This window comes from Pseudomonas sp. LABIM340 (assembly GCF_040017195.2).
Classification (GTDB): domain Bacteria; phylum Pseudomonadota; class Gammaproteobacteria; order Pseudomonadales; family Pseudomonadaceae; genus Pseudomonas.
This window is the reverse complement of record NZ_CM200227.1, coordinates 5308712-5332784: the sequence shown is the minus strand read 5'-3', so window position 1 is coordinate 5332784 and position 24073 is coordinate 5308712. Positions and strand designations below refer to the sequence as shown.

The following is a 24073-nucleotide window of genomic DNA, read 5'->3' as shown; positions in this document are numbered from 1 at the left end:
AGCGCGAGGATCAGTGCAGCGCCTTGGGCGGCACGCTGATCTCAGCCAGACGCTGGGCCAGGCGCATCTGCTCGGCGGCGTCGTCGCTGAGCAGCATGGCGCGCTCCAGGTCGTAGCGCTCCGCCTGCGGGCAATCCAGCACGTGGTAGAGGTCGGCGCGGGCAAGGTGATCGCTGGCGCTGGGCGCCCCCAGTTCCAGTACGCGCTGGGCATCCTTCAGCGCCGCCAGCGGTTCCCCGGCGGCCAGGTGCAATTGACGCAGATTGCGCGACAGGCGCTGCAGCATGTCGGCGGCGCTGGCGGTGCGCAGGTGCTCGGCTGACAACTCAACGCTGGCGCCCATCTGGCGCGCCAGCAGGTCACGGCAGTCGCGGGTGTAGAGACGGCGGCCGGTGGCGGGGTCGAGCAGGTGGTCGGCGCCGGGTACGCGCAGCAGGAAACGTCCGGGGAAGTTCACGCCGACCAGGGTGATGCCGTTGCGCCGTGCCATCTCCAGCGCGATCAGCGCCAGCGACAGCGGCTGGCCGTGGCGACGCTGCAGTACCTGGGGGAGCAGGGCGGCGCGCGGGTGCAACGGGTACTCGTCGTCCTCGGCGAAGCCCAGCTCGCTCAGCCGGCGCAACAGGAACTGCGCGCGCTCCGCATCGCCGGTGCCCTGGGGCAGGGCCACCGCGACCTGGTGCGCGAGCGAATCGAACAACCGCAGCGCCTGGTCCGGCGGCAGGTGCGGTTCGTGCTCGGCGGCGATCCACAGGGCCGCTTCGAACAGGGCGGGCGGGTCCTGGGCAAGACAGGCAAGGCAGGCTTGACGCGGGTCCATGGCGTTCTCCGGCTGACCCTGCGGTTGTAACCGGAGCGCCGGGCACTCGTCCAGTGGTGCAGTCGTCGCCCGTGAAGGTGTTGTGACAGGCGCTGCCTATACTGAAGAGGGTCCGCCTTCGGACCGCCGTCCACCCCCAGCAAGGGAGCGCCGCCATGTTCGACATGATGGAAGCCACCCGGCTCGAGTCGCTGCATCTGTTCCAGGACCCGGCCACGGGACTCAAGGCCATCATCGCCATCCACAATTCCCGGCTCGGCCCCGCGCTGGGTGGTTGCCGTTACCTGCCGTACCCCAGCGAGGATGCCGCGCTGCGCGACGCCGCTCGTCTGGCCCAGGGCATGAGCTACAAGGCAGCGCTGGCCGGCCTGCGCCAGGGCGGCGGCAAGGCGGTGATCCTGCGCGCCCCGCACGTCAACAACCGCGGCGAACTGTTCGAAGCCTTCGGCCGCGCGATCGATTCCCTGGGCGGTGCGTACATCACGGCGGTGGACAGCGGCACCTCCAGCGCCGACATGGACTGCATTGCCCAGTTCACCCGCCATGTGACCAGCACCACCAGTGGCGGCGATCCCTCACCGCATACCGCCCTCGGTGTGTTCGCCGGCATCCGCGCCAGCGCCCAGGCGCGCCTGGGCAGCGATGACCTGGACAGCCTGCGCGTGGCGATCCAGGGCTTGGGCAATGTGGGCTACGCGCTGGCCGAACACCTGTCGGCGGCTGGGGCGGAATTGCTGGTCAGCGATATCGACGCCGGCAAGGTACAGCTCGCCGTCGAGCAACTGGGCGCCCGCCCGGTACCCAACGAAGCGCTGCTCACCACCCCGTGCGACATCCTGGCGCCCTGCGGGCTGGGCGGCGTGCTGACGTCACATGTGGTCGGCCACCTGCGCTGTGCCGCCGTCGCCGGGGCGGCCAATAACCAGCTGGCTCATCCGGAAGTCGCCGATGAGCTGGAGGGGAGGGGCATTCTTTATGCGCCGGACTACGTGATCAACTCGGGCGGGCTGATCTATGTCGCCCTGCAACACCAGGGCGAGTCCTTGCCGACCATCACCGCGCACCTGTCGCGCATCGCCGAGCGCCTGACCGAGGTCTATGCCCACGCCCAGGCCGATCACCGTTCGCCGGCGCGCATCGCCGACATGCTGGCCGAGCGGATTCTCTACGGGTAGGCCGGTCGCCGCTGGCTGTCAGTCGAACTCCCCCAGCACCTCGCCGCCTGCCCTGCGACAAGCGGCCTGTTGTGCCGGGCTGAGCTGCTCGCGCCAGACTTCGAGCCGGCTCGTGTCCGGCGGCTGGGTCGTGCGCCACTGCTGTTGCAGGCGCTGCTGCTTGCTGACCAGCAACTGACCGTCGCTCTGGAAGCGGGCCTGGTGTTCGTCAAGGCGTGAGGCTGTGCCGCGGTGGTAGTCGAGCATAGCGCTGTGGAAGTCCAGTTCGATGAACTCGCAGACACGCTTGATCTGTGTCTGCGGATCGGTGAGCAGCTGATCGTAGCGCAGCTCCAGATAGGGCAGGCCATGGGCCTGTCGGCGGGCTCGCGTGATCATCCCGGCCCAGCGCTGTACCAGCAGTTCCGGCTCGCGCTCGGGGGCGAACCAGGTCTGGCTCCACGACAGGGCAACGTCACGGCCATCGCGCAGAATATGAATGAAGCGGGCTTCCGGCAGTTGTCCGGCGACAGTCTGCATGTGCTGCAGGTAGCCGGGAGTCTTGTCGCCGGATCGCGGCTTGCCCAGGCGCGCCGCATACAGCTGGTAGAACAGCCGCAGTACCTGCGGGAGTCCCGCCGATCCTGGCAGCTGGGCTGCGGCTTGGATGAAGGTCTCCGCGTCCAGGGCGAAATCAGCCCAGGCGGGCGCCGTCTCCGGCAGCTGCGTCAGGCTCCGGGCAAGCTCCGCGGGGGACGCGGCGCTGTGCAGCAGCGCCTCGTTCATCAGGAAGCCGGTTTCCGGAGGGATGGCCAGTTGCGGGTGGGCATCGAGAATGAAGCGCAGCAGCGTCGTACCCGAGCGCGGCACGCCGACGATGATCGGGAATGGCCGGAGCTGTCGGGAGATTGCGCTCACCTTTGCAGCCCCTTGAGCATTACCTCGATGACACGCTGCTGCGCTGCTTCTTCCAGGGTCGGGTAGAGCGGCAGGCACAGCACCTGGCGGCAGGCCTGCTCCGAGTTGGGCAAGGCTTCGTAGCGGCAGCGGTTGGCGAAAGCAGGTTGCTGGTGGGCGGGCGTCGGATAGTGGACGGCCACCTGGATACCGGCGTCGCGCAGATACTCGACGAGGCGGTCGCGCTCCTCGAGCCGGACGGCGTACTGCGCGTAGACCGAGCTGGCGCCGGCCAGCATTCCCTGATGCCGCAGGTTGTTGCCGGCGGCGGCCAGCCCCAGGTCGTAGCGTCGCGCTATCGCCTGCCGACGGGCCAGCTGTTCCGGCAGGCGTTCGAGGGCCACCAGCAGCGCGCAGCATGACAATGCATCCAGCCGGCCATTGGTGCCCACCGAACTGTGCAGGTATTTGGTGGACTGGCCGTGGTCGCGGGCCTCGCGAATGCGCTGGGCGAGTTGCTCGTCCTGGGTGAACAGGGCCCCGCCCTCGCCAGCGCCGCCGAAGGGCTTGGTGGGGAAGAAGCTGGTGCAGCCGATGTCGGCCAGGCCGCCGCTGCGTCGGCCGTGAAGCGTCGCGCCGTAGCTCTGCGCGGCATCCTCGATGACTCGCAGGCCGTGCTGGCGGGCCAGCGCATTGAGCGCGTCGAAGTCGGCCGGCTGGCCGAACAGCGAGACGGCAATGATGGCGCGGGTGCGCGGGCCGATCAGCCGGGCGCAGGACTCCACGTCGAGATTGAGCGTGTCGGCATGGACATCGGCCAGCACCGGTGTGGCGCCCTGCAGCAGGATGGCTTCGATCGGAGCGGCGAAGGTGAACGCCGGCACTATCACTTCGTCGCCGGGGCCGATGTCCAACGCCATCAGCGCCAGTTGCAGGGCCATGGTCCCGGAGCTGCAGGTGACGGCGTGGGCGACGCTACAGTCCGTCTCCAGGAGCCGCTGCAACTCCTGAACTTCAGGCCCCATGATGAACTGTCCATGCTCGAACAGGCGCGCCACCCGCGCCAGTACCTCGTCCTTGAGCGGTTGCCAGTCGGCCACCAGGTCGATGAAGGGAACCGCAGTCGTCATTCGTTGCTCCGGGAATAAATCACAGTACGGCTTCTGCCATCTGGCAGCCGTTGCGGATGCGCTCGCCCAGCAGGACCGCTTCCAGGGCCTGGCTGCCCAGGGCGATGGGCGAGGGCTCGCCGCGCAGCGCCATGAGGAAGGCCTGCGCCTGGCGCGTCAGGGCGTCCGGTTCGTGGCTGGCGTAGCGCACGTCCAGGTCGATCACCCGGTTCGCCATGTCACCCTCGTAAAGCCGCACCTGGCGCTGCCGGCGGTCGCTTTCGCGGCACGCGGTCAGGTTCACCCGGCGACCGTTGGCGTAATTCAATTGGCAGCGGACGTGCGACAGCTGGCCGTCCTGCCGGCGCCATTCGAGCAGGCGGAGCTCTTCCTCGGGGGCCCCCAGGGTATCCAGCAGCCAGTCGAGGTCGTGGATCATCAGGTCCTGCACCACGTCGCTGTCGCTTTTGAGCGAGCGTTGAGGTGGGGGCGCGGCGCGTATCACTTCTACGCAGGGTGCGTGACCGGACAGCGCACTGCGCGCGAGGTGCAGGGCGGGGTTGAAGCGTTCGCTGTGGCCCACGGCGAGGAGCGCTCCGCTGCACCGGCTGGCATCGACCAGGCGCCGGCACCCGGCGAAGGTCAGGGCCAGGGGTTTCTCCACCAGGCAATGGATGCCGGCCTCGAGCAGGGGCAGGGCGTTGCCGACATGTTGGTCGCTGGGGGTGGCGATGACCGCCACGTCCACCTTGCCCACCAGGTCCTGAACGCTATCGAGGCCGATCATTTCCTGGGCGGCCGCCCAGCGGATCCGGTCCGGCTCGCAATCCACCAGCGTGGTGATCCGGACATTGGGAAGGCGCTGCCAAGCCGCGTAGTGCAGGCTGCCCATCTTGCCCAGGCCGACGATTGCGACGCGCAGTGGCGGGTGCAGAGCGGCGCTCATCCCTTGCGCAGCCAACGTCTGAGGCGTCGATACGGGGCGAGGGCGCGCCAGGTCCGCGAATCGAGGACTTCGGCGAGGTCGGCCTCGACCTTGCGCAGGTGCAGTTCCCGCTCGCTTGCCAGTGTTTGCCAGCGCTGGCCATGCAGTTCCTGCGTGGCCAGTTGGTTTTCCAGCTGCTGGCCGTGCAACTCTTGCTCCGTCAGCGATGCCTGCAGGTGCTGAGCGCGCTGCTCGCCCTCGTTCAGCAGCGACTGCAGATGCTGGCAATGTCGTTCCAGTGCGGCCCACTGGGTCTGGTGTCCGTCGAGTTGCTCGGTCAACTGGTGAACCTGCCCCTGCACGTGGGCGAGGTCCCGCTGGGCCTGTGCGGCATGGTGTGCGGTCTGGTACTGCTTCTTGATGGTGGGTGCAAGCCAGCGCAGGTAGGCGGCTCCGGCCTGCAGCTGGGACTGCAGCGGCGGGGTGTTGTCGCCCTCTGCAGAGTCCTCGATGAGCTGGGTGTAGATCTGCAGCCAGCGATCCACCACACGCTCCATGTCGGCATCCTGGCGAATCCGGTCGCTGACCCGGCGCGCGTCCTGGCTGTCGTAGCGATTGATCTGTGCCAGCAGGGTCTCTTCGTCCAGAGGCAGGCGCTGCATGCTGCGTACGCCGAAGTTCAGGCGCCGCAGCTCGGCCAGGTTATCGCTGTCCACCATGCCCGCCAGGCCTACCTGATCGGCGACCATGACCGCGCAGCCGCTGGCCATGGCTTCGAGTGCCGCGCGAGCCTTGGCGAACACCAGGTCATAGTTGCCCAGTATCTGCGCCGGTTCCCGGACCGCGTTGCCCGAGCCGCCGCCAACCACGTCGACCTGCTCGATGCCCGCACGGTGGCAAGCGTTGCGCATGGCTTCGAGACTGGGTTGGCCTGCAGCGTAGTTGCTGAAGATCAGTGCGGAGCGTGGACGCTCGGGTAATGCCGCGCGCTGTTTGAAGCGCTGCAGGTCGACGAAGTTGTACAGCACTTCGCAGCGCTCCGGGGGGATCCCCGGCGTCGTCAGCAGACGCTCCAGGCACAGGTCGTCCACTGCCAGATAGCGGCCGATGGAGGGCAGTACCGGCGGGACTTCCTCCCAGGGCAACCAGCCGTGGCAGATGTACAGGGCCGGCACTCTGGGGAAGTGCAGCATCGCAGTGACCGCATCCAGATGGTGCTGGCCGTGGATGACATCGGGTGGAGTATTCAGCGCGTTGAGGTCATCAATGACCGGAACGGTGGCCCGGCGCAGCTCTTCGGCGACTTCGCCCAGCTGCGAGCTGTAAGCCACCGGCAAGTGGCCGCGGCGCAGGAGCGCCAGCGCCAGGTCGCGGACGTAGAGTTCGGAGCCGGCACGGCCGCCCAGGGTGTTGTTGGTGATGAGAACGCGCAAGGGCTTGAAGGTGGCTTCAGACATGGCGCAGCCCCAGTGCCTGGCGAACCGCGGCGGCGCTGGCCGGGCGCAGGTCGAAGTGAGAGGCGAGGTCGACCAGGCGGCTGACCATCTGTTCATTGCTCGCCAGCACGCGGCGCTGCGGGTCGAGCCACAGGTAGTCTTCCAGGCCAGTACGGGCGCCGTTGCCGTACAGCAGGCCCTGGGTGTTCATCGCCAACTGGCAGGCCCCTACGCCGCCACCGCTCCAGAGAGCGCCCGGCGGCAGTTCGCTGAGCAGCAGCGCCAGCGCGCCGGGCCTGGCCTGCGCACCCGCCACGTTGCCGAGTATGAAGTTGAAGTACAGCGGTGGCTGGATCAGCCCGCGCTCGAGCAGGTAGTGGGCGTAATTGAGCATGCCGGCGTCGAACACTTCCAGCTCCGGCCGGATGCCCGCTTCGGCCATGCGTTCGGCCAGACGCTGGATCATCTCGGGGCTGTTGACGCTGGCGCTGCGGCTGAAATTCAGCGACGACAGGGTCAGGCTCGCCATGTCCGGTCGCAGGTCGCCGGTGAGTCCGAGCGGATCGGCGCGCTGCTCGAACTCGCCGAAGTCACGGCCACTGAGGGAGACGCAGATGACGACGTCGGGATGCACCTCGCGGATGCCACCGATGATGCGGGCATAGATCTCCCGGTGATAGGTCGGGCGACCCTGCTCATCGCGTGCATGCAGGTGCAGCATGTTGGCGCCCAGGGCAACGCAGCGGCAGGCGTCGGCGACTATCTCTTCCACGCTCAGCGGCACATGAGGGCTCATTGCCCGTGTGGGTAGCATGCCGGTGGGAGCCAGATTGAGGATGAATCCTTCCATCGTCGTCTCAGTCGCGCTCGACGGTCACGCCGGCGCGGCTGCGCGCGGGGTTGCCGATCACCGTGGCGCCCGCCGGGACGTCCTTGGTGACGACGCTGCCGGCGCCTACGACGGCGTTCTCGCCGATGGTCACGCCCGGCAGGATGACGCTGCCGCCGCCGATCCGTGCGCCCCGGCAGATGCGCGGGTAGACCATGGGGCCACCCTTGAGCTTGTCGTTGAGGGTGACCACGTGCGGACCGATGAAGACATCGTCCTCGATCACGACGCCGCGGGTGATGTGGCAGGCGGTTTGGATCGACACGCGTTCGCCGATGCGGCAGTCGCAGATGTTGCAGTGCGAACCGATGGTGACGCCGGCACCGATCCGCGCGCCGCTGTGGATCAGCGTCATCGAGCCGACGCGGCTCTGCGGGCCGATCTCGACGTTGTCCTGCACTTCAGTGAGTGGCGGGTTGTAGAAGCGGACTTCGGGGAAGCGTTGTTCGAGTTCATGCATGGCGTCAGGCGTTCTCGAGTTGGGTTTGGTCCTGCCATTGGCGGACGCTGACCTGGTTGGGCAGGTAGCTCTGGGTGTAGATCCAGCCACGATCGGCCGGCAGAACCTTGAAGGGCAGTGCTACCTCGACGATGTCGTGGAAGACTGCCTGGGCGTGCTTGTCGACGGGTTCGGTGATCGATAGGCGAAGACTGTAGTCGCCGTGCATCAGCGGCAGCCGGGTGCGGTATTCGATGCAGTGGATCTCGCCGGGCTGCATGGTCAGCAGGGGTTGCTCGGCGATGAGGAAGTCGGCGCCGATCACCGAGACCAGATGGCGGTCACGCACCTTGTAGTTGACCGATACCGCGGTGCTGCGCAGACACTCGACATGAATGCGGATGATCGCGGGAGCATCGAACTGGAACAGTTCGGACGGCTCGCCGGAGGCGTTGAGCAATTCGACCAGACGAACGCGGCTGTCGCCGGTGCCCTGACGCCTGCTGATCCAGCGCTGTTCGAAAGCCTGGCAGCGTGCGAGGTAGGCAGCGTCGGTGACCTGGCAGTTCGGGGCCGTTCCCTCGGAATATGCCGCCGGTTGCGCCAGCACCTGGTTCTGGGTCTGGTGGATGTCGTGCAGGTAGAGATCGGTGACTTCGCCGCAGGGGCCTTCTGCCTTGATCCTTCCGGATTCCAGGTAGATGGCACGGCTGCAGATGGCGCGGACGGTGCTCACATCGTGGCTGACCAGCAGCAGGCTGCCGCCGGCTTCCTGGAAGCCGCGGAACCAGTGCATGCACTTGGCCTGGAAGGCCGCATCGCCCACCGACAACGCTTCGTCGACGATAAGCAGTTCCGGATCGGAGTGCGCCAGTACGGCGAAGGCCAGGCGGACATACATGCCGCTGGAATAGGTCTTCACCGGTTGGTCCACGAAGTCGCCGATTTCAGCGAAAGCGATGATCGAGGGCAGCCGCTGTTCGATCTCCTCGCCGCTCATGCCGAGCACGGCTGCATACAGGCGGACGTTCTCGACCCCCGTGAACTCGGGATTGAAACCGACGCCCAGTTCGAGCATGGCGCAGACCCGGCCGCGCACCTGGACGGTGCCGCTGCCGGGGCTCAGGGTTCCGGCAATGAGTTGCAGCAGCGTCGATTTGCCCGAGCCGTTGCGCCCGATGATAGCAACGGCCTCACCGGCATTGAGGGTCAGGTCGATGCCGCGCAGGGCGTGGAATTCGTTGGCGCTGTTGCGTGGCCGGCCACCAAGCCAGCGGGGCCAGGCATGGCTCAGGTCATCGAGGAGGCGATCGCTGGGCTTGGAATATTGCCGGAAACTCTTGCTCAGGGCTGAGCAGCGGATGAGTTCGGCGGCGGGCGCATCATGCATGGTCGGTCGTCCTGATCACGACCACGCGGCGGACATCTGCGCTCCGGCAAGGCCGGCGCGCCGACAGTTCCCGGTGCACGGTGCGTTAAGAATCTTATAGGAATTTTCTTAGCGCATTCTGGCATCAGGGCCAGTACCCGGACAAGCCGCCTTCAGGTGCCGGCGGTCCCCGTCAGTCGGGAGATGAAGCGGCGGGCGGGGCGATGATCGATGCGGCCTCGCACATCGCCATCGCCCGGGTCCGAGCGGCTTGCTCGCCGGCTCATTCCTCGGCCGCAGGCTCGCTGAAGATCTCGCTCAGCGCATCGGGCTGGTTCTTGAAGGCGCGGGCGAAGGCGTCGCGGTTCCTGGCCATGAAGATACCGATCTCCTCGACCTGATCCTCCTTCAGCGAAGGCACCGCCTTCTGCAGCACGTCGGCCAGCGTTTCCGCCAGCTCCAGCATCTTGTCGTGCCGGTCGGCTTCTGCCTTATCCATGAACAGGCGCTCCGGATCGCGGCTGCTGCGGTACACCACTTCGACGGCCATTCATCACCTCTGTGCCTTCTCTTTGATTGGGGAGTTCGAAATTACTGTTTATTTATACAGTAAAGTGATCGCGCAATGCTACTGCCGCTATGCGAATCGTTGCCAGCAGCGTAGTCGCAGGATAGGGATGTGCCTGTAGATGGCCAGTATTGGCGGTGGCCCAAAGCAGTGCGCGCGCCCCGTCGGCGCGCGCAGCGCAGCCACGTGACTGGCGCAATGAATCGTCAGTCAGATGGCTCTGTAGGAAGGATTTATTGCAGACAGGTGCGTCAGGACGCGATCGGCAGGCCGTTTTCGCCGCGCGTCATGGCAGCCAGCAGCTGCGGCGCCGTGCCGCCTTGCTCGATGGCGATGCCGAAGCGGATGCTCTGGATGAAGCGCTGTAGCTGTTCCGGGTCCTGCAGCTGGGTATTGCGGATCAGCCGGCGCGCGGCGACGCCTGCCTCGGTGGAGAGGGTCAGGACAATACTGCCGTCTGGCCGTTCAAGGCTGAAATTGACGCGGTATTGGTCCTGGAAGGCGTCGGTCAGCTTCTGAAAGGGACTTTCCATCACTCGTTCCTGCCTGTTTTGTGGCATGCCCCTGAATGGACTCGGGGCTGGCCGAAAAAGTTCGCAGTCATATTCGCGCAGCCCATCTGTGCCATGACTGCGCAAGATCAATGGCGTAGCACTTGCAGGCTTCACGCCAACAAAGCCTTGTATTGCGGAGAACCGACGAATGAAACAGAACTGGGCCGAGCGCCTGAGCGAGCGGATGCACGGCTGTGCCGAGTCCCTGGGCAACCTGCTGGTGGAGGGCTTCCACTACCTGGCGCTGTTCGCCATCGGCGGCACGGTGTTCTGGTCGGCGGCGGTGGCCTTCGGCGAGATGGTCAGCAAGGGACACGCGAGCATCGACGACATCCTGTTGCTGTTCATCTACCTCGAACTGGGTGCCATGGTCGGCATCTACTTCAAGACCAACCACATGCCGGTGCGCTTCCTGATCTACGTGGCGATGACCGCGCTGACCCGCCTGATGATCGCAGACATCCAGCACAACCACGTGCCCGACGACGGCATCATCCTGGTCTCGGTAGCCCTGCTGCTGCTGGCGCTGGCGATCCTGGTGGTGCGTTACGCTTCCTCGCGCTTCCCCTCGCCGAGTTCGCCGCAGCGCGGCAGCGAGCGTGACCTGATCAGCGACGACGAGCGCTGATCGCCCGGCGGCGTTGATCCAGAGCCGCCGCTCAGGCGGCGGATGCACTACCATCGGTGCATCCGCTGCCTGAGAAGACCACTCCATGAAGGGATGGAAGCTGTTCGCACCCCTGCTGATCCTGGTGATCATCGCCGTCACCCTTTACCTGCGCCTGCACACCCAGCCGCTGCTGCTGCAGGGCGAGGCGGACGCCACCAACGTCATCGTCGCGTCCAAGGCCAAGGGCCGGGTCGAGGTGCTGCATGTGCGCCGCGGCGACGACGTGAAGCAGGGCCAGGTGCTGATCTCACTCAGCAGCCCTGAGCTGCAGGCCCAGCTGGACTCCCTGCGCGCCGCGCGCAACCAGGTGCAGGCGAACCTCGACGAATCCCTGCATGGCACCCGCGAGGAAACCCTGCGCGCCCTGCAGGCCAGCCTGTCCCAGGCACAGGCCGAGCTCCGCAATGCCGAGCTGGAGTACCAGCGCAACGAGGAACTGGCCGGCCGTGGCTTCGTCTCCCAGGCGCAGCTGGACCTGTCCCGCCGTGGTCGCGACGTGGCGCGTAACCGCGTCGCCGAGGCCCAGGCCAATCTCGATGAAGGCACCCAGGGCGACCGCGAGGAACGCCGCCGCGCGCTGGAAGCCGCTGTGCGCCGGGCTGACGCCCAGATACTCGAACTGCAGGCGCAGACCGACGATCTCAACGTGGTCGCGCCGGTGGACGGCGAGGTCGGGCCGATCCCGGCGGAGCAGGGCGAGCTGGTCAACGCCTACAGCCCGTTGCTGACGCTGGTGCGGCTGTCCGACAGCTACTTCGTGTTCAACCTGCGCGAAGACATCCTCGCGGATGTGAAGAAGGGCGATGAAGTGGCGATCCAGGTGCCGGCCCTCAAGGGCGCCGAGGTGAAAGCCAGGGTTGCCTACATTGCACCGCTCGGCGATTTCGCCACCAAGCGCGCCACCCGCGCCACCGGCGATTTCGACCTGAAGACCTTCGAGGTGCGCCTGTATCCGGACCAGCCGGTGCAAGGCCTGCGCCCCGGCATGAGCGCGCTGTGGCAGTGGAAGCAGTAAGGCGCAACCTGCTGCGTTTCGCCCAGGCCTTCGGCAGCGAAACGCGGGTCGCCCTGCGCAGCTGGACCATCCACTGGCTCGGCTGGCTCTGGCCGTTGCTGCTGTTCGTGGTGATCAGCGGCGTGTACCAGGCGGGGACGCTGCTGGACATGCCGGTGGCGGTGGTCGATGCCGACCACAGCAGCCTGTCGCGGCGCATCGTCCGCGAGTTGGATGCCGGCTCCCACGCCAAGGTCGAAGTGCTCGGCGGGGGTCTGCAGGAGGGCCTGCGCCGCCTGCGCATGGCCGATGACTACGCGTTGCTCTACATCCCGCGTGACTTTGAGGCGGACGCGTTGTCCGGCCGCCAGCCGGTGGCCGAGCTGTACTACAACTCGCTGTTCTATTCCGCCGGCTTCTACTCGACCCAGGATTTCAGCGGCCTGATGAGTTCGGTCAACGCCGAACTGCGCCCGCGCCTGGCCACCGGCATGGACCGCGCGATGCCCGCACTGGCCAGCATCAGCGTGTCCTACGAAAGCCTGTTCAACGCCAGCGGCAACTACATCTACTTCCAGCAGTTCGCCGCCATCGTGCACCTGCTGCAACTGTTCGTGATCGTCGCCACCGTGCATGTGCTGGCGCGCGAAGCGCCGGAGCTGCGCGCGTCGTCGCCGCACATCCTGCGCGCCCAGGCACTCGGTGTGCGGTTGCTGGGCAAGCTGGCGCCCTACACGCTGCTGTTCAGCACGCTGCTGATGGTCGAGCTGTTCCTGCTGGTTGAGCTCAATGGCGCGCGGATCAACGGCAACTCCTGGTGGATGCTGGCGATCACCATCTGCTACGTGGCGGCGGCACAGAGTGTCGGGCTGATGTTGTTCATCTTCACCGCCAACCGCTACAGCGCCTATTCCCTGATCGGCCTGCTGATCGGCGTGGCACAGACCTATTCCGGCGTGCTGCTGCCGGAACTGGCGATGCCGCAAATTGCCCGGATCATCTCCGAAGCCGAGCCGCTGACCCATACCCTGCACGGCCTGTTCGACCAGTTCCTGCGCCGGGCGCCGGCCGAGTCCGGGCTCTACACTTGCTGCAAGCTGCTGCTCTACCCGCTGATTGCCTACATGATCGCCAAGATGCGCCTGCGCCGGCGCCTCGACCTGAGCCCGGCGTAAGGAGCCGCCATGGAGAATTTCTGGAAGGTCTTCCGCGAATCCCTGAGCGGCATGCTCGGCAAGCCGATGTGGTTGCTGATGGTGCTGTCCGTGGCGTTGACTACGTTGCCCTACGCCCATCGCACCATGGACGACCTGCCAGTGGCGGTGATCGACATGGACCAAAGCGCGGTGTCCCGCGAGCTGGTGCGCCAGCTGGATGCCGCGCCGAAGATCGCCACCGTGGGTTACGACCAGTTGCCCGAGGCCCAGCACGATCTGGCCTGGCGCAAGCTGTTCGCCATCGTGGTGATCCCGCTGGACTTCGAGAAGCGCGTGCTGTGCGGCGAGGCGGTGACCGTGCCGATCTTCGGCGACGCCACTAACCGCATGGCCAACGGGCAGATCCAGCAGGACATCAGCGCCACTTACAGCGAGCTGTCGCTGCGCTACAACCGGGAGCGGCTGATGCGCGGCGGCTTCTCCGAGGTGCAGGCGAACGTCCTGCTGCAGCCGGCCATCGGCCAGCTGACCGACCTGTTCAACCCCGGCACCAGCTTCGCCGCCATCGTCCTGCCGGGGTTGGTGACGCTGATCCTGCAGCACAGCCTGCTGCTCTCCTGCACGCGGGTGAACCTCAACCTGCGCGGCGGCACTCCGCGCTCGCTGCGCCAGCCGACCTCCACGCGCTTCGGCCGCTACGCCGCGCAACTGCTGATCTGGACGGTGCTGGCGATGCTCTTCTATGTGATCTGGCCGTGGATCATGGGCTACCGGCAGACGGCCTCGTTCTTCATGCTGATGGGCCTGGTGCTGCCGTTCCTGCTGGCGGTGATCGCCATGAGCGAGTTCATCGCCGAGCTGCTGCCCTCGGAAGAGGCGGTGTACCTGACCATGACCTTCATCACCCTGCCGTTGTTCTACATGGCCGGCTTCACCTGGCCGCCCCAGGCCATGCCGCAGTGGGTGCAGTTGCTGGCCGACGCGATCCCTTCCACGTGGGCGATCCGCGCCGTGGTGGAAATGAACCAGATGAATCTTCCGCTTTCCGCCGTTGCTGACCGCATCCTCATTCTTTTCGCCATGGCCGCAGCCTATGGACTCTTGGGGACATTGATCTACCAGTACCGCAATTGGCGCTGGGACCAGCTCAAGGGCTGGTAAGCTGTCGTTTCGCTATCGAGAAGGAGTTTCGATATGACGATGTTCCGTTCCTGGCTGCTGCTCGTTGCCGCGATGCTCAGCGGTTGCGGGTCCTACCACACGCTGCGCAGCGGCGAGGTGATGGATGCCAGCGACCTGAGACTCAAAGGGACCTATTGCGGCGCCATTCCGCGCGTGTATGGCGGCGTGGTCTGGGATGCCTGCCAGCTGTATGGCGAACCCCCGACCGACACCGGCCAGACGTCGCCCTCCACACCGGCCAACTACACCTTCGGCCCGCCAATCCTGCCTGTGCTGGACATGGCCTTTTCCGGTGTAGTCGACACCCTCGCCTTGCCCTACACCCTGTATCGACAGAGTCGCGACGGCAGCATCGAGCTGCGCCGTGACTGAGCGGAATCCGAACTTCAAGGGAGATGATCAATGCTGAGTCGTCTGTTCGCGGTGCTGATAGTCACCGCTGGAGTTACCGGGTGCGGGTCAGTCCGGACGCTGGACAGTGAAGCGCACGAGAGCGTGCGCGATCTGAAACTGGGCAGGACCTACTGCACCGAGATCCCCCGTATCTACAGTGGTGTCGCCTACAACTTCTGCGCTTTGCACGGTGATCCGGGCGGCAGCTATCAGCGCAGTGCCGGGCTATCGCCACCGCTTCCCGATTCGCCCCAGGGGCTCTACTGGCCGCTGTTCGACGGTCTGCTTTCCGCTGCCACCGATACGATGGCGCTGCCTTACACGATCTACCGGCAGCAACGCGATGGCAGTATCGAGCTGACCCGCGACTGACCCGTCTAGAGTGAGAGTTCCAACTTCCCCGGGAGCTCTCTGATGAACGCATTGAACGGCAAGGTCGCAGTGGTCACCGGCGCGGCCAGCGGCATCGGCAAACAGATCGCCCTGACCCTGGCGCAGGCCGGCGCCGCAGTGGCCATCGCCGACCTGCAGCAGGATGCCGCCCAGCGCGTGGTGGCCGAGATCGAAGCAGCCGGCGGCAAGGCGCTGGCGGTGGCCATGGACGTGACCGATGAACAGGCCGTGGACAGCGGCATCGAGCGGGTAGTCGCCACCTTCGGCGGGCTCGACATCCTGGTCTCCAACGCCGGCATCCAGATCGTCAACCCACTGCAGGACTATGCCTTCGCCGACTGGAAGAAGATGCTCGCTATCCATCTCGACGGCGCCTTCCTTACCACCCGCGCGGCGCTGCGACACATGTACCCGGCCGGGCGCGGCGGCGTGGTGATCTACATGGGCTCGGTGCACTCCCACGAAGCCTCACCGCTCAAATCCGCCTACGTCACCGCCAAGCACGGCCTGCTCGGCTTGGCCCGCACCCTGGCGAAGGAAGGTGGGCCACACGGCGTGCGCTCCCATGTGGTATGTCCCGGCTTCGTGCGCACGCCACTGGTGGAAAAGCAGATTCCCGAGCAGGCGAAGGAGTTGGGCATCAGCGAAGAGGCGGTGGTGAAGCAGGTGATGCTCGGAGGGACGGTGGATGGGGAGTTCACCACCGTGGAGGACGTGGCGCAGACGGTGCTGTTCCTGGCCGGTTTCCCCTCGGCCGCGCTCACCGGGCAGTCGGTGCTGGTCAGCCATGGCTGGGGGATGCGTTGACGAGGCGGCGCAAGGACAATGACCCCGTCTCGTAAGGGGACGAGCGGGGTCATTGGGTCGACTTGCTTGCGCCGGCTGGAGCCCTGGTTTGCCCGGGGCGTCTGCCTCTGCCGGGTCCGGGCTCGTTGCGTCGGCGCAGGTGTAGATTCCTACATGCCAGTGCTCGGCGATGTAGTGGATTTCCCCTTCGTGGTGTCAGGAGGTTCTTCACTGTAGGAGATTGCCTGGGACGAAAGTCGCCGGCATGGTCTGCTCCCACAGGGATGCGCGACGGGTCAGACCGCCTTCGGCAGCGGCGCGAACAGCGCGTCGATATCCGCGTCGTCCAGCTGCCAGTCGCTGCCCGAGCCGTCGAGGATGCCGGCGGCCAGCGCGGCCTTGTCGCGCTGCAGTAGCTGGATTTTCTCTTCCACCGTGCCACGGGCGATCAGTTTGTAGACGAACACTGGCTTGTCCTGGCCGATGCGGTAGGCGCGGTCGCTGGCCTGGTTCTCGGCGGCCGGGTTCCACCAGGGGTCGTAGTGGATCACGGTGTCGGCGGCGGTGAGGTTCAGGCCTACGCCACCGGCCTTCAGGCTGATCAGAAACAGCGGCACGCGGCCTTCCTGGAAATCCTTCACCGGTGCGCGGCGGTCGCGGGTGTCACCGGTGAGCAGGGCGTACTCCAGGTTGCGCTCGGCCAGCGCATCGCCGATCAGCGCGAGCATCGAGGTGAACTGCGAGAACACCAGCACCCGGCGGCCTTCGGAGAGCAGCTCTTCGAGCATGTCGAGCAGGTAGACCAGCTTGCCCGAGGTCACCGCGCGTGCGGACTTGCCGGTGGGCGGCGGCGCTTCCTTGTTCACCAGACGGATGTCGCAGCAGACCTGGCGCAGCTTGAGCAGCGCCTCGAGGATGATGATCCGGCTGCGCGCCAGACCACGCCGGGCAATCTCGTCGCGTACCTTGCGGTCCAGCGCCAGTCGCACGGTCTCGTAGAGGTCGCGTTGAGCTTCGCTGAGCTCGATGTGCTGGATGAACTCGCTCTTGGGCGGCAGTTCCGAGGCCACCTGTTCCTTGGTGCGACGCAGCAGGAAGGGACGGATGCGCGCGGCCAGGTGCGCCAGGCGGCCCTGGTCGCCGTGGCGCTCGATGGGCGTGCGGTAGTCCACGGCGAACTGCCGCGCATCGCCAAGCCAGCCCGGCAGCAGGAAGTGGAACAGCGACCACAGTTCGCCCAGGTGATTCTCCAGCGGCGTGCCGGTCAGGCACAGCCGGTGGCGCGCCCTCAGGTGGCGTGCGGCCTGGGCGGCCTTGGTGGTGGCGTTCTTGATGTTCTGCGCCTCGTCGAGGATCAGCAGGTGATACTCGTGCTGGGCGAGCTTCTCGGCATCGCGCGGCAGCAGGGCGTAGGTGGTGAGGATCAGGTCGTGCTCGGCGATCTTAGCGAACGCCTTGCGCCGCCCGGCGCCGTGCAGGGCGAGCACGCGCAGGTCGGGAGTGAAGCGCTCTGCCTCGTCCAGCCAGTTGGGGATCAGGCTGGTGGGCATGATCACCAGCGCTGGGCTGGTCAGGCGCCCGGCCTGCTTTTCCAGCAGCACGTGGGCGAGGGACTGCAGCGTCTTGCCCAGGCCCATGTCGTCGGCGAGGATGCCGCTGGCGTCGACTTCGCGCAGGGTCTGCATCCAGCTCAAGCCTTCGTGCTGATAGCCGCGCAGCTCGGCATTGAGGCCGGCGGGAATCTGCGCCGGCTGGGCGCGGTAGTCGCGCAGGCGGTGGGCGATCTCGCGCAGTTGCTCGCCGCCCTGCCAGGTCAGCGGTAATTCTTCCAGCTCAGTCAGGCGCGCGGCGTCCGGAGCGCCCATGCGCAGGCGGCGTACTGGCGGCTGCTCACCGATGTAGAACTCCGACAGCGTGCCCAGCATCGGCTTGAGCTTGCCGAACGGCAGCGAAACGCGTAGCGGACGGTCGGAGGCGGTCTGCCAGGTGTGAACCGGGCTGCGCCCGGCATCCAGGCGCAGCACCAGTTGTTCATCGTCGGCGTGGCGGGCGAGGGCGACCGGGTCGAGCAGTGCCGGCATGCGCCGGATCAGTTCGATCAGCGCGGGCAGGAGGCTGATGCGCCGGCCTTCCACTTCGATGCCCAGTTCCAGGTCGAACCACTGGCGGTCGTCGGTTTCCTCGATCTCGGCGTACCAGCTCTCCACTGGCGTGAGGTCGAAGACGAATTCGGGGCGGATATCGATTTCCCAGCCCTGTTCGCGCAGTTGTGGCAGGCCTTCGCGCATGAACTCCTGCCAGGCGCTGTCGTCGGGCAGTTCGAACATTTCCCCGGCGCTGTCTTCCAGCGCGTCGCTGCGGCGCATCGCCGGCTTGAAGCCCAGTTCGCGCAGATCCAGGCGCCAGGCGTGCTCCAGCTCCAGCTCGCGGCTGACGCGGACGATCTGGTCATCGCGGAACACCCGGATCTCGCGGCCCAAGCGTGGAGTGACGCTGCCCGAGACGGGCATGTCGCCATACAGGAATGCCAGCGCGGCGCGGTGCCGGGAGATGTTCTGCATGCGCCCGCTGCGCAGGTCGAAGCCGCTGTGCACGTGGCTGCCCAGGGTCAGCCGTGGCCGGGGCGCGAGTTCGTCGCGCTCCACGGCGGGCAGTGGAGATTCGGCGGGTGGCTTCATCCGAGTTTCCTTCCGGCAGTCCAGCCGAGTACGCAAACGCCCGATGATACCGCGATTTTTCTCGGGCGGGACGCGGAAGGAAACCGGCGGTCAGCGGGCGAAGCGTTTCGCCCCCGCTACGCACAGCACGACGGCGACGGTGGCGCCGGCCATCAGCGGGCTGATCTGCTCGTGCAGCAGCAGACCGGCCAGCGCCAGGCCGAAGAACGGCTGCAGCAGTTGCAGCTGGCCGACCGCGGCGATGCCGCCCGTGGCCAGGCCGTGGTACCAGAAGAAGAAGCCGATCAGCATGCTGAACAGCGACACGTAGCCCAGGCTGATCCAGGCCGGCCAGCTGGCGCCGGTGAAGGTCTCCGGCTGGGTGTACCAGGCCAGCGGCAGCATCAGCGGCAGGGACAGCACCAGCACCCAGCAGATCACCTGCCAGCTTCCCAGGTGGCGCGCGATGCGTCCGCCTTCGGCGTAGCCCAGGCCGCAGACCGCCACGGCGGCGAGCATCAGCAGGTCGCCGGTGAAGTTGCCCGCGCTGCTTTGCGACAGGGCGTAGCCGGCGACCACGGCGCTGCCCAGCAGCGAGCAGATCCAGAACGCCGGGCGCGGCTGTTCCCCGGCGCGCACCACGCCGAACAGCGCGGTGGCCAGTGGCAGCAGGCCGACGAAGACGATGGCGTGGGCCGAATTGACGTGCTTGAGCGCCAGCGCGGTGAGCAGTGGGAAGCCCACCACCACCCCGCTGGCGACCACCAGCAGGGGGATCAGGTCCCTGCGCGCCGGCAGCTTCTGCCGCAGCACGATGAGGATCGCCGCCGCCAGCAGGCCGGCAATGCTGGCGCGGGCGAGGGTGAGGAAGGTCGGGTCGAAGTCAGCCACTGCTACCCGCGTCGCCGGCAGTGAACCGCTGAAGATGAGTACGCCGAGGAAGCCACTGAGCCAGCCGCCGAGGTTGCTGTTCGTGGTCAGAGTGTGGGTGTTGTTCATGGTGGGTCTTCCGGCAGGAGAGCGAGCTTGCAGATTGCGCGCGGAGCCGCCGGGCGGCCAGTGACAGAAGGGTACAATTTGCGCAAACTGTCCGTAAATTATCTCGGTACACCTTATCCAGGGGCAGGTTATCCAGGGGCAGGCGAGGGCGGCATGGGCAGACCAAAGAGCACGCGGGTAGATTCGGTGATGCACCACGTACGCGAGCGCCTGGCTGCGCGGGTGCTGGTTCCCGGTGAACGGTTGCCGTCGATACGTCAGCTGGCCGAGCAGCTGGAAGTGTCCAAGACCACCGTCGTCGAAGCCTATGACCGACTGGCCGCCGACGGCGTGATCGCCGCGCGCCGGGGTTCTGGCTTCTATGTCGCTGGCCATGCGCCGCCGCTGTCCCTGGCGGACGTCGGCCCGGCGCTGGACCGCAGCATCGATCCGCTGTGGATTTCCAGGCAGTCGCTGGAGGCCGCGGACACCTCGCTCAAGCCCGGTTGCGGCTGGCTGCCGCCGTCCTGGCTGCCGGAGGAGGAGTTGCGCCGTGCGCTGCGGCAGATCGCCCGTGCGCCGCAATCGAGCCTGCTGGAATACGGCCGCCCCTACGGCCATTCCGGCCTGCGCGAACAGCTCGCGCGCCGGCTGGCGGACTACGGCGTGCCGGTCGGCCCGCAACAGGTGGTACTTACCGACAACGGTACTCAGGCGATCGACCTGGTCTGCCGCTTCCTGCTGGAGCCGGGCGACTGCGTGCTGGTGGACGATCCCGGCTACTTCAACTTCCAGGCCCTGCTGCGCGCGCACCGTGTGCAGGTGGTGGGCGTGCCGTACACGCCGACCGGGCCGGACATCACCGCCATGGCGAGCCTGCTGGAGCAGCACCGCCCGCGCCTGTACATCACCAACTCGGCCTTCCATAACCCCACCGGCGCGGTGCTTTCGCCTCTGGTTGCCCATCGCCTGCTGAAGCTCGCCGAGGCCCATGACCTGCTGATCGTCGAGGACGACATCTTCGGCGACTTCGAGCACGAGAGCGCGCCGCGCCTGTCGGCCTTCGACGGGCTGGAACGGGTGATCCAGGTCGGCAGCTTCTCCAAGACGCTGTCGGCCTCGGTGCGCTGCGGCTACATCGCCACCCAGCCGCAATGGTGCGAGCGCCTGGTGGACCTGAAGCTGGCCACCAGCTTCGGCAACAGCCCGTTCAGCGCGGAGATGCTCTACGAACTGCTGCGCAAGGGCAGCTACCGCCGCCATCTGGACAGCCTGCGCGGGCGCCTGGCCGACGCCATGGGCGAGACGCTGCTGCGCCTGCGCGCGCTGGATATCCAGCCCTGGCTGGAACCGCGTGGCGGGGTGTTCGTCTGGGCCTGCCTGCCCGGTGGGCTGGATGCCGCCGCAGTCTCGCGGGCGGCGCTGGCAGACAACCTGGTGCTGGCGCCCGGCAATGTCTTCAGCCTGAGCCAGAGCGCCACCGGCTACCTGCGCTTCAACGTCGCCCAGTGCCTGTCGCCCCGCGTCTTCGAGGGGCTGGAACGGGCCATGGGGCAGGCGGGCGGGCGCTGACAGAAATCGAGCTCAGAACTGGTCGGCTATTCCTTTTCTGCACGGGAATCCAGAGCGTTTCCCTCTCCTGGAGCCGGCAGAAAAGGGGGAGGGGAAGGGCAGTCAGCCTTGGACTGACTGAAATGCCTGCGGAAAGTTGAACGGGTGTACAGCAAGATCCGAAAAATACCACCTCACGGTCGAAAAGGTACGGCGAACCGCAAACAGGCCAAACCTCTAGGATTATCGATTCAGCACCTCAGGCTCGCGATTAGTCATTCGAGGTGAATCGTTGGATCATAAGAAGAGGACACTCCATGGCCGAGCCGTGCCAGCTGTACCTGAATGTCGCCATCAGCCGGGCAAGGCTGGAAGATTTCCTGCGTCAGGAGGCAGGGTCCGCTGCGGGTTTCGAGGACCTGGATGAGTGGCTGGATCGCAATCCACAGCGCCGCGGTGGTCTGACGTGGAGCGAACTGTGTGAGCTGGGTCAGGGAACGACGGCGGCGGGCTGGGTGGCTGGCTGGAGTCAGCACCTGCGCTCGCCGGCCTGGAATCATTACGATGACTGGACCCAGACCTGGAGCCTGGGCGTGCTGGAGTTCCGCGACAGCCGGGACTGGATAGTCGGTGCGCTCAACGTGCTGCGACGTGTAGCGGAGTACAAGGACCTGCCGGGCGCGGACTACCTGCTGATCTACGAATACCTCTTCGGCAAGGGCACGGTGGTGGCCGCCGTCGAACTGACCCCTGGCGCATCCCGAATCCTCCACGAGCAGCCGCCGCCTCGTGTCATGGCCGAAGCCGACATAGTGATGAGCAGGCTGGTGCGCGCCATGGACGTGACCGCTACCTATGCCGTTCAGCGAATTTCCGACACAGATACTCACAAACGACGCTGTTGAGTCCTTTCAATTGAGAATTAATATCATATAATTCCGCTTTTCAATCGCGTGCCTGGGAATAACCTGGGCCGCTTTGCCCGTATCCCGTCGAGACTTGCCGCATGACCGGAACCCAGTCTGGCGCCGTTGTCGCCCGCATCCTCAGTGCCGTGGTCGGCGGCTATGCCCTGGCCTACACCGCTACCGCCTTCCTCAGCGTCTACCTGCCGATGTCGCGACCGGATCGCGTGTCGCTGTCGAGTCTCGCCTGCTTCATTGTGTGGGTCGCTGCGATCATCTACGCCTTCGGCGCGAAAAGCCCCTGGCGTGCGGTCTGGCTCCCGGTGGCGATGAGTGTCGTGCTCGGCGTCGCGGCCTTCCTGCCGACCGGCTACGGAGTGCGCCCATGAGCCTGCGCCAATCGATGTCCGGCCTGCACACCTGGGCCGGGCTGCTGGTCAGCTGGATTCTCTTCGTCGTGCTGTTCTCCGGCACCGTCGCGGTGTTCGACAAGGAACTCACCCGCTGGATGACCCCGCAGCTGCACAAGCTGGAGCAGGTCAAGGTGGGCGCAGACCAGGTGCGTGAGCTGATTGTCGAGCGCGCGCCGAAGGCCCACGGTTACTGGATGCACCCGCCTACCGAGCGCATGCCCTACTGGACGGCGGGTTGGGAGCCGGCGGACTTCAGCGAGTTCCAGTCCTTCCTGGTGGATGCCCAGAGCGGCGAGGTGCTGCCCAAGACTGTCGGCGGCAACTTCTTCCTCGAACTGCATTACGAACTGCACGGTGGCATCCTCGGCCTCTACGTGGTCGGCGTGGCCGGCGTGTTCATGCTGGTGGCGCTGGTCAGCGGGGTGATCGTCCATCGGCGCATCTTCAAGGACTTCTTCACCCTGCGGCCGAAGGCGGCGAAGCAACGCGCCTGGCTGGACGCTCACAACGTGCTGGGCGTCCTCGGCCTGCCGTTCCACCTGCTGATGGCCTACACGGGCCTGGCGATCTTCATCACCTTCTATATGACCGCCGGCATCAAGGTGGCCTACAAGAACGACATGGAGCACTTCTTCCATGACGTGCAGGGCGCCTTCGACCGTGAGGCGCTGGGCAAGCCGGCCAAGGCGACCAAGTCCATCGACAACATGATCCTCAAGGCCCGCGAGGCCTGGGGCGATGACAGCCAGGTCGGCTGGATCAACATCGAGAATCCCGGCGACGCCGCGGCGATGGTGCAGATCCGCAAGGCGGTGGACAAGAGCATGGTCAACGACCAGCGCACCGTCTCCTTCGACTCCGGCAGCGGCGCACTGCTGCATGTGCAGAAGCCCTACAAGCCGGGCTACAAGACCTACGCCTGGCTGACCGGCCTGCACATGGCGCAGTTCGGCAACGACCTGTTGCGGGTGATGTATTTCGTCCTCGGCCTGGTGGGCTGCGTGATGGTGTTCGGCGGCCTGCAGGTCTGGGTCAGCAAGCGTGAAACGCGCGGCCACCGTGGTGTAGCGCTGGTACGAACACTCAACGGCGCGGTCTGCGGCGGTCTGCCGATTGCTTCCCTGGGTCTGCTGGCGGCGTCGCGTCTGTTGCCGGCGGAGCTGCTCCAGCGCACCCGTTGGGAAGCCACGGCCTTCGTGGTGATCTGGCTGCTGGCGCTGGCCCACGCGCTGCTGCGCCGTGGCAGCCGCGTCATGGCCCGCGAGCAGTTCGTCGCGCTGGCGGCGCTGGCGCTGCTGCTGCCGCTGCTGAGCCTGTTCGGCCCCGAGCCGGGCCGGGTGACGACGCATGTCGCCAATGGCGACTGGATGATGGTCGGCATCGATTTCGGCTTGCTGCTGATCGGCGGTCTCTGCGCCTTCCTCTGCTGGCGCCCGGGACAGGAGCGTGCCGAGCCAGCTCGCGCGCGCCGCGTCCGTAACGAGGAGTACGCCTGATGCTGCTGGTGTTCGGTCTCAACCTGCTGGCGCTGGCGGCGGCCTGTCTGTCTCTGTCCCGACATCATCGCGATCTGTTCGGCAGCGCGCCCTCGCCGTCGCGTGTGCGTCTGCTGCGAGTCGCTGCGCTGGTGGATGGTGCGCTGGCGCTGGCGTACTCGATTCACCGCATCGGCATCGAACTGGGCATCGTCTACTGGGCGTGCCTGCTGATGATTGCCTGTGCTGTGCTGGTCCTGCTGTTGGCCTGGCGGCCGCGCTGGGCGTTGCCGACGGCGGCGGCGATGCCGGTGATCGGTGGCGTGCTGGCGGTGCTGGGCTGACGCCGGCCTTGCCCG

General features: G+C 66.4%; 25 protein-coding genes. 13 read left to right on the top strand and 12 right to left on the bottom strand.

The features are described 5' to 3' along the window. Positions 1-10 precede the first annotated feature (10 nt). Complete coding sequence (locus ABKS89_RS24525) at positions 11-820, bottom strand: SirB1 family protein (RefSeq protein ID WP_138216087.1); 810 nt, start codon at positions 818-820, stop codon at positions 11-13. Positions 821-975: 155 nt separating this feature from the next. Between ABKS89_RS24525 and ABKS89_RS24520 the strand changes: the two genes are divergently transcribed. Beyond that, positions 976-1995 carry a Glu/Leu/Phe/Val dehydrogenase family protein gene (locus ABKS89_RS24520; protein ID WP_138216088.1) on the top strand — a complete coding sequence of 340 codons (1020 nt, stop codon included), beginning with the start codon at positions 976-978 and terminating at the stop codon, positions 1993-1995. An 18-nt stretch (positions 1996-2013) separates the two neighbouring features. Here ABKS89_RS24520 and ABKS89_RS24515 read toward each other — a convergent pair whose 3' ends face one another. The 9 genes from ABKS89_RS24515 to ABKS89_RS24475 all read right to left on the bottom strand — a co-directional run bounded on the left by ABKS89_RS24515 (position 2014) and on the right by ABKS89_RS24475 (position 10139). Continuing rightward, positions 2014-2892, bottom strand: a complete 879-nt coding sequence (locus tag ABKS89_RS24515; RefSeq protein ID WP_348587379.1) for a sulfotransferase family protein — start codon at positions 2890-2892, stop codon at positions 2014-2016. Further along, on the bottom strand, positions 2889-4001 hold the full coding sequence (locus ABKS89_RS24510) for a DegT/DnrJ/EryC1/StrS family aminotransferase (RefSeq protein WP_138216090.1): 1113 nt from the start codon (positions 3999-4001) through the stop codon (positions 2889-2891). The genes ABKS89_RS24515 and ABKS89_RS24510 overlap by 4 nt, the downstream gene beginning before the upstream one ends. A 19-nt stretch (positions 4002-4020) precedes the next feature. After that, on the bottom strand, positions 4021-4926 hold the full coding sequence (locus ABKS89_RS24505) for a Gfo/Idh/MocA family protein (RefSeq protein WP_138216091.1): 906 nt from the start codon (positions 4924-4926) through the stop codon (positions 4021-4023). After that, positions 4923-6362, bottom strand: coding sequence for a glycosyltransferase family 4 protein (locus ABKS89_RS24500; RefSeq protein ID WP_348587377.1), 1440 nt, complete (start codon positions 6360-6362; stop codon positions 4923-4925). Before ABKS89_RS24500 ends, ABKS89_RS24505 begins: the two co-directional genes overlap by 4 nt. Then, positions 6355-7191, bottom strand: a complete 837-nt coding sequence (locus ABKS89_RS24495; RefSeq protein ID WP_348587376.1) for a beta-keto acid cleavage family enzyme — start codon at positions 7189-7191, stop codon at positions 6355-6357. Before ABKS89_RS24495 ends, ABKS89_RS24500 begins: the two co-directional genes overlap by 8 nt. A 7-nt stretch (positions 7192-7198) precedes the next feature. Continuing rightward, the gene (locus tag ABKS89_RS24490; RefSeq protein WP_081516225.1) at positions 7199-7690 is read right to left on the bottom strand and encodes an acyltransferase; all 492 of its coding nucleotides are present in this window, start codon (positions 7688-7690) and stop codon (positions 7199-7201) included. A gap of 4 nt (positions 7691-7694) precedes the next feature. Next, positions 7695-9059 carry an ABC transporter ATP-binding protein gene (locus ABKS89_RS24485; RefSeq protein ID WP_138216094.1) on the bottom strand — a complete coding sequence of 455 codons (1365 nt, stop codon included), beginning with the start codon at positions 9057-9059 and terminating at the stop codon, positions 7695-7697. A 262-nt stretch (positions 9060-9321) separates the two neighbouring features. Continuing rightward, the gene (locus ABKS89_RS24480; protein WP_017519065.1) at positions 9322-9588 is read right to left on the bottom strand and encodes a YebG family protein; all 267 of its coding nucleotides are present in this window, start codon (positions 9586-9588) and stop codon (positions 9322-9324) included. A gap of 269 nt (positions 9589-9857) precedes the next feature. Next, positions 9858-10139 (bottom strand): DUF3509 domain-containing protein, encoded by a 282-nt coding sequence (locus tag ABKS89_RS24475; protein WP_138216095.1) that lies wholly within the window; start codon positions 10137-10139, stop codon positions 9858-9860. A gap of 169 nt (positions 10140-10308) precedes the next feature. On the opposite strand from ABKS89_RS24475, the gene ABKS89_RS24470 reads away from it, so the two are divergent. The 7 genes from ABKS89_RS24470 (at position 10309) to ABKS89_RS24440 (ending at position 15756) form a co-directional block, all read left to right on the top strand. Then, positions 10309-10788 carry a phosphate-starvation-inducible protein PsiE gene (locus ABKS89_RS24470; protein WP_192291983.1) on the top strand — a complete coding sequence of 160 codons (480 nt, stop codon included), beginning with the start codon at positions 10309-10311 and terminating at the stop codon, positions 10786-10788. A gap of 85 nt (positions 10789-10873) precedes the next feature. Continuing rightward, positions 10874-11845, top strand: coding sequence for an HlyD family secretion protein (locus ABKS89_RS24465; protein ID WP_138216097.1), 972 nt, complete (start codon positions 10874-10876; stop codon positions 11843-11845). Further along, positions 11827-12999, top strand: a complete 1173-nt coding sequence (locus tag ABKS89_RS24460; RefSeq protein ID WP_348587374.1) for an ABC transporter permease — start codon at positions 11827-11829, stop codon at positions 12997-12999. Before ABKS89_RS24465 ends, ABKS89_RS24460 begins: the two co-directional genes overlap by 19 nt. A gap of 9 nt (positions 13000-13008) precedes the next feature. Beyond that, positions 13009-14142, top strand: a complete 1134-nt coding sequence (locus tag ABKS89_RS24455; protein ID WP_348587373.1) for an ABC transporter permease — start codon at positions 13009-13011, stop codon at positions 14140-14142. Positions 14143-14175: 33 nt separating this feature from the next. Next, the gene (locus ABKS89_RS24450) at positions 14176-14535 is read left to right on the top strand and encodes a YceK/YidQ family lipoprotein (protein ID WP_348587372.1); all 360 of its coding nucleotides are present in this window, start codon (positions 14176-14178) and stop codon (positions 14533-14535) included. Positions 14536-14565: 30 nt separating this feature from the next. Further along, complete coding sequence (locus tag ABKS89_RS24445; RefSeq protein ID WP_138216101.1) at positions 14566-14928, top strand: YceK/YidQ family lipoprotein; 363 nt, start codon at positions 14566-14568, stop codon at positions 14926-14928. 42 nt (positions 14929-14970) lie between these two features. Beyond that, entirely contained in the window at positions 14971-15756 is a 786-nt protein-coding gene (locus tag ABKS89_RS24440) for a 3-hydroxybutyrate dehydrogenase (RefSeq protein ID WP_138216102.1), read from the top strand. Positions 15757-16031: 275 nt separating this feature from the next. Here ABKS89_RS24440 and ABKS89_RS24435 read toward each other — a convergent pair whose 3' ends face one another. Then, complete coding sequence (locus ABKS89_RS24435) at positions 16032-18413, bottom strand: SNF2-related protein (RefSeq protein ID WP_518300965.1); 2382 nt, start codon at positions 18411-18413, stop codon at positions 16032-16034. 90 nt (positions 18414-18503) lie between these two features. Next, positions 18504-19391: a DMT family transporter gene (locus ABKS89_RS24430; protein ID WP_348587370.1), complete on the bottom strand. Its 888-nt coding sequence runs from the start codon at positions 19389-19391 to the stop codon at positions 18504-18506. A 153-nt stretch (positions 19392-19544) separates the two neighbouring features. On the opposite strand from ABKS89_RS24430, the gene ABKS89_RS24425 reads away from it, so the two are divergent. The 5 genes from ABKS89_RS24425 (at position 19545) to ABKS89_RS24405 (ending at position 24058) form a co-directional block, all read left to right on the top strand. Beyond that, positions 19545-20942 (top strand): aminotransferase-like domain-containing protein, encoded by a 1398-nt coding sequence (locus ABKS89_RS24425; protein ID WP_348587369.1) that lies wholly within the window; start codon positions 19545-19547, stop codon positions 20940-20942. Between the two features lie 296 nt (positions 20943-21238). Beyond that, positions 21239-21826, top strand: coding sequence for a hypothetical protein (locus ABKS89_RS24420; protein ID WP_138216105.1), 588 nt, complete (start codon positions 21239-21241; stop codon positions 21824-21826). A gap of 101 nt (positions 21827-21927) precedes the next feature. Further along, the gene (locus ABKS89_RS24415) at positions 21928-22215 is read left to right on the top strand and encodes a DUF3649 domain-containing protein (RefSeq protein ID WP_138216106.1); all 288 of its coding nucleotides are present in this window, start codon (positions 21928-21930) and stop codon (positions 22213-22215) included. Continuing rightward, complete coding sequence (locus ABKS89_RS24410) at positions 22212-23735, top strand: PepSY-associated TM helix domain-containing protein (RefSeq protein ID WP_138216107.1); 1524 nt, start codon at positions 22212-22214, stop codon at positions 23733-23735. Before ABKS89_RS24415 ends, ABKS89_RS24410 begins: the two co-directional genes overlap by 4 nt. Continuing rightward, on the top strand, positions 23735-24058 hold the full coding sequence (locus tag ABKS89_RS24405) for a DUF3325 domain-containing protein (protein ID WP_138216108.1): 324 nt from the start codon (positions 23735-23737) through the stop codon (positions 24056-24058). Before ABKS89_RS24410 ends, ABKS89_RS24405 begins: the two co-directional genes overlap by 1 nt. Positions 24059-24073 lie beyond the last annotated feature (15 nt).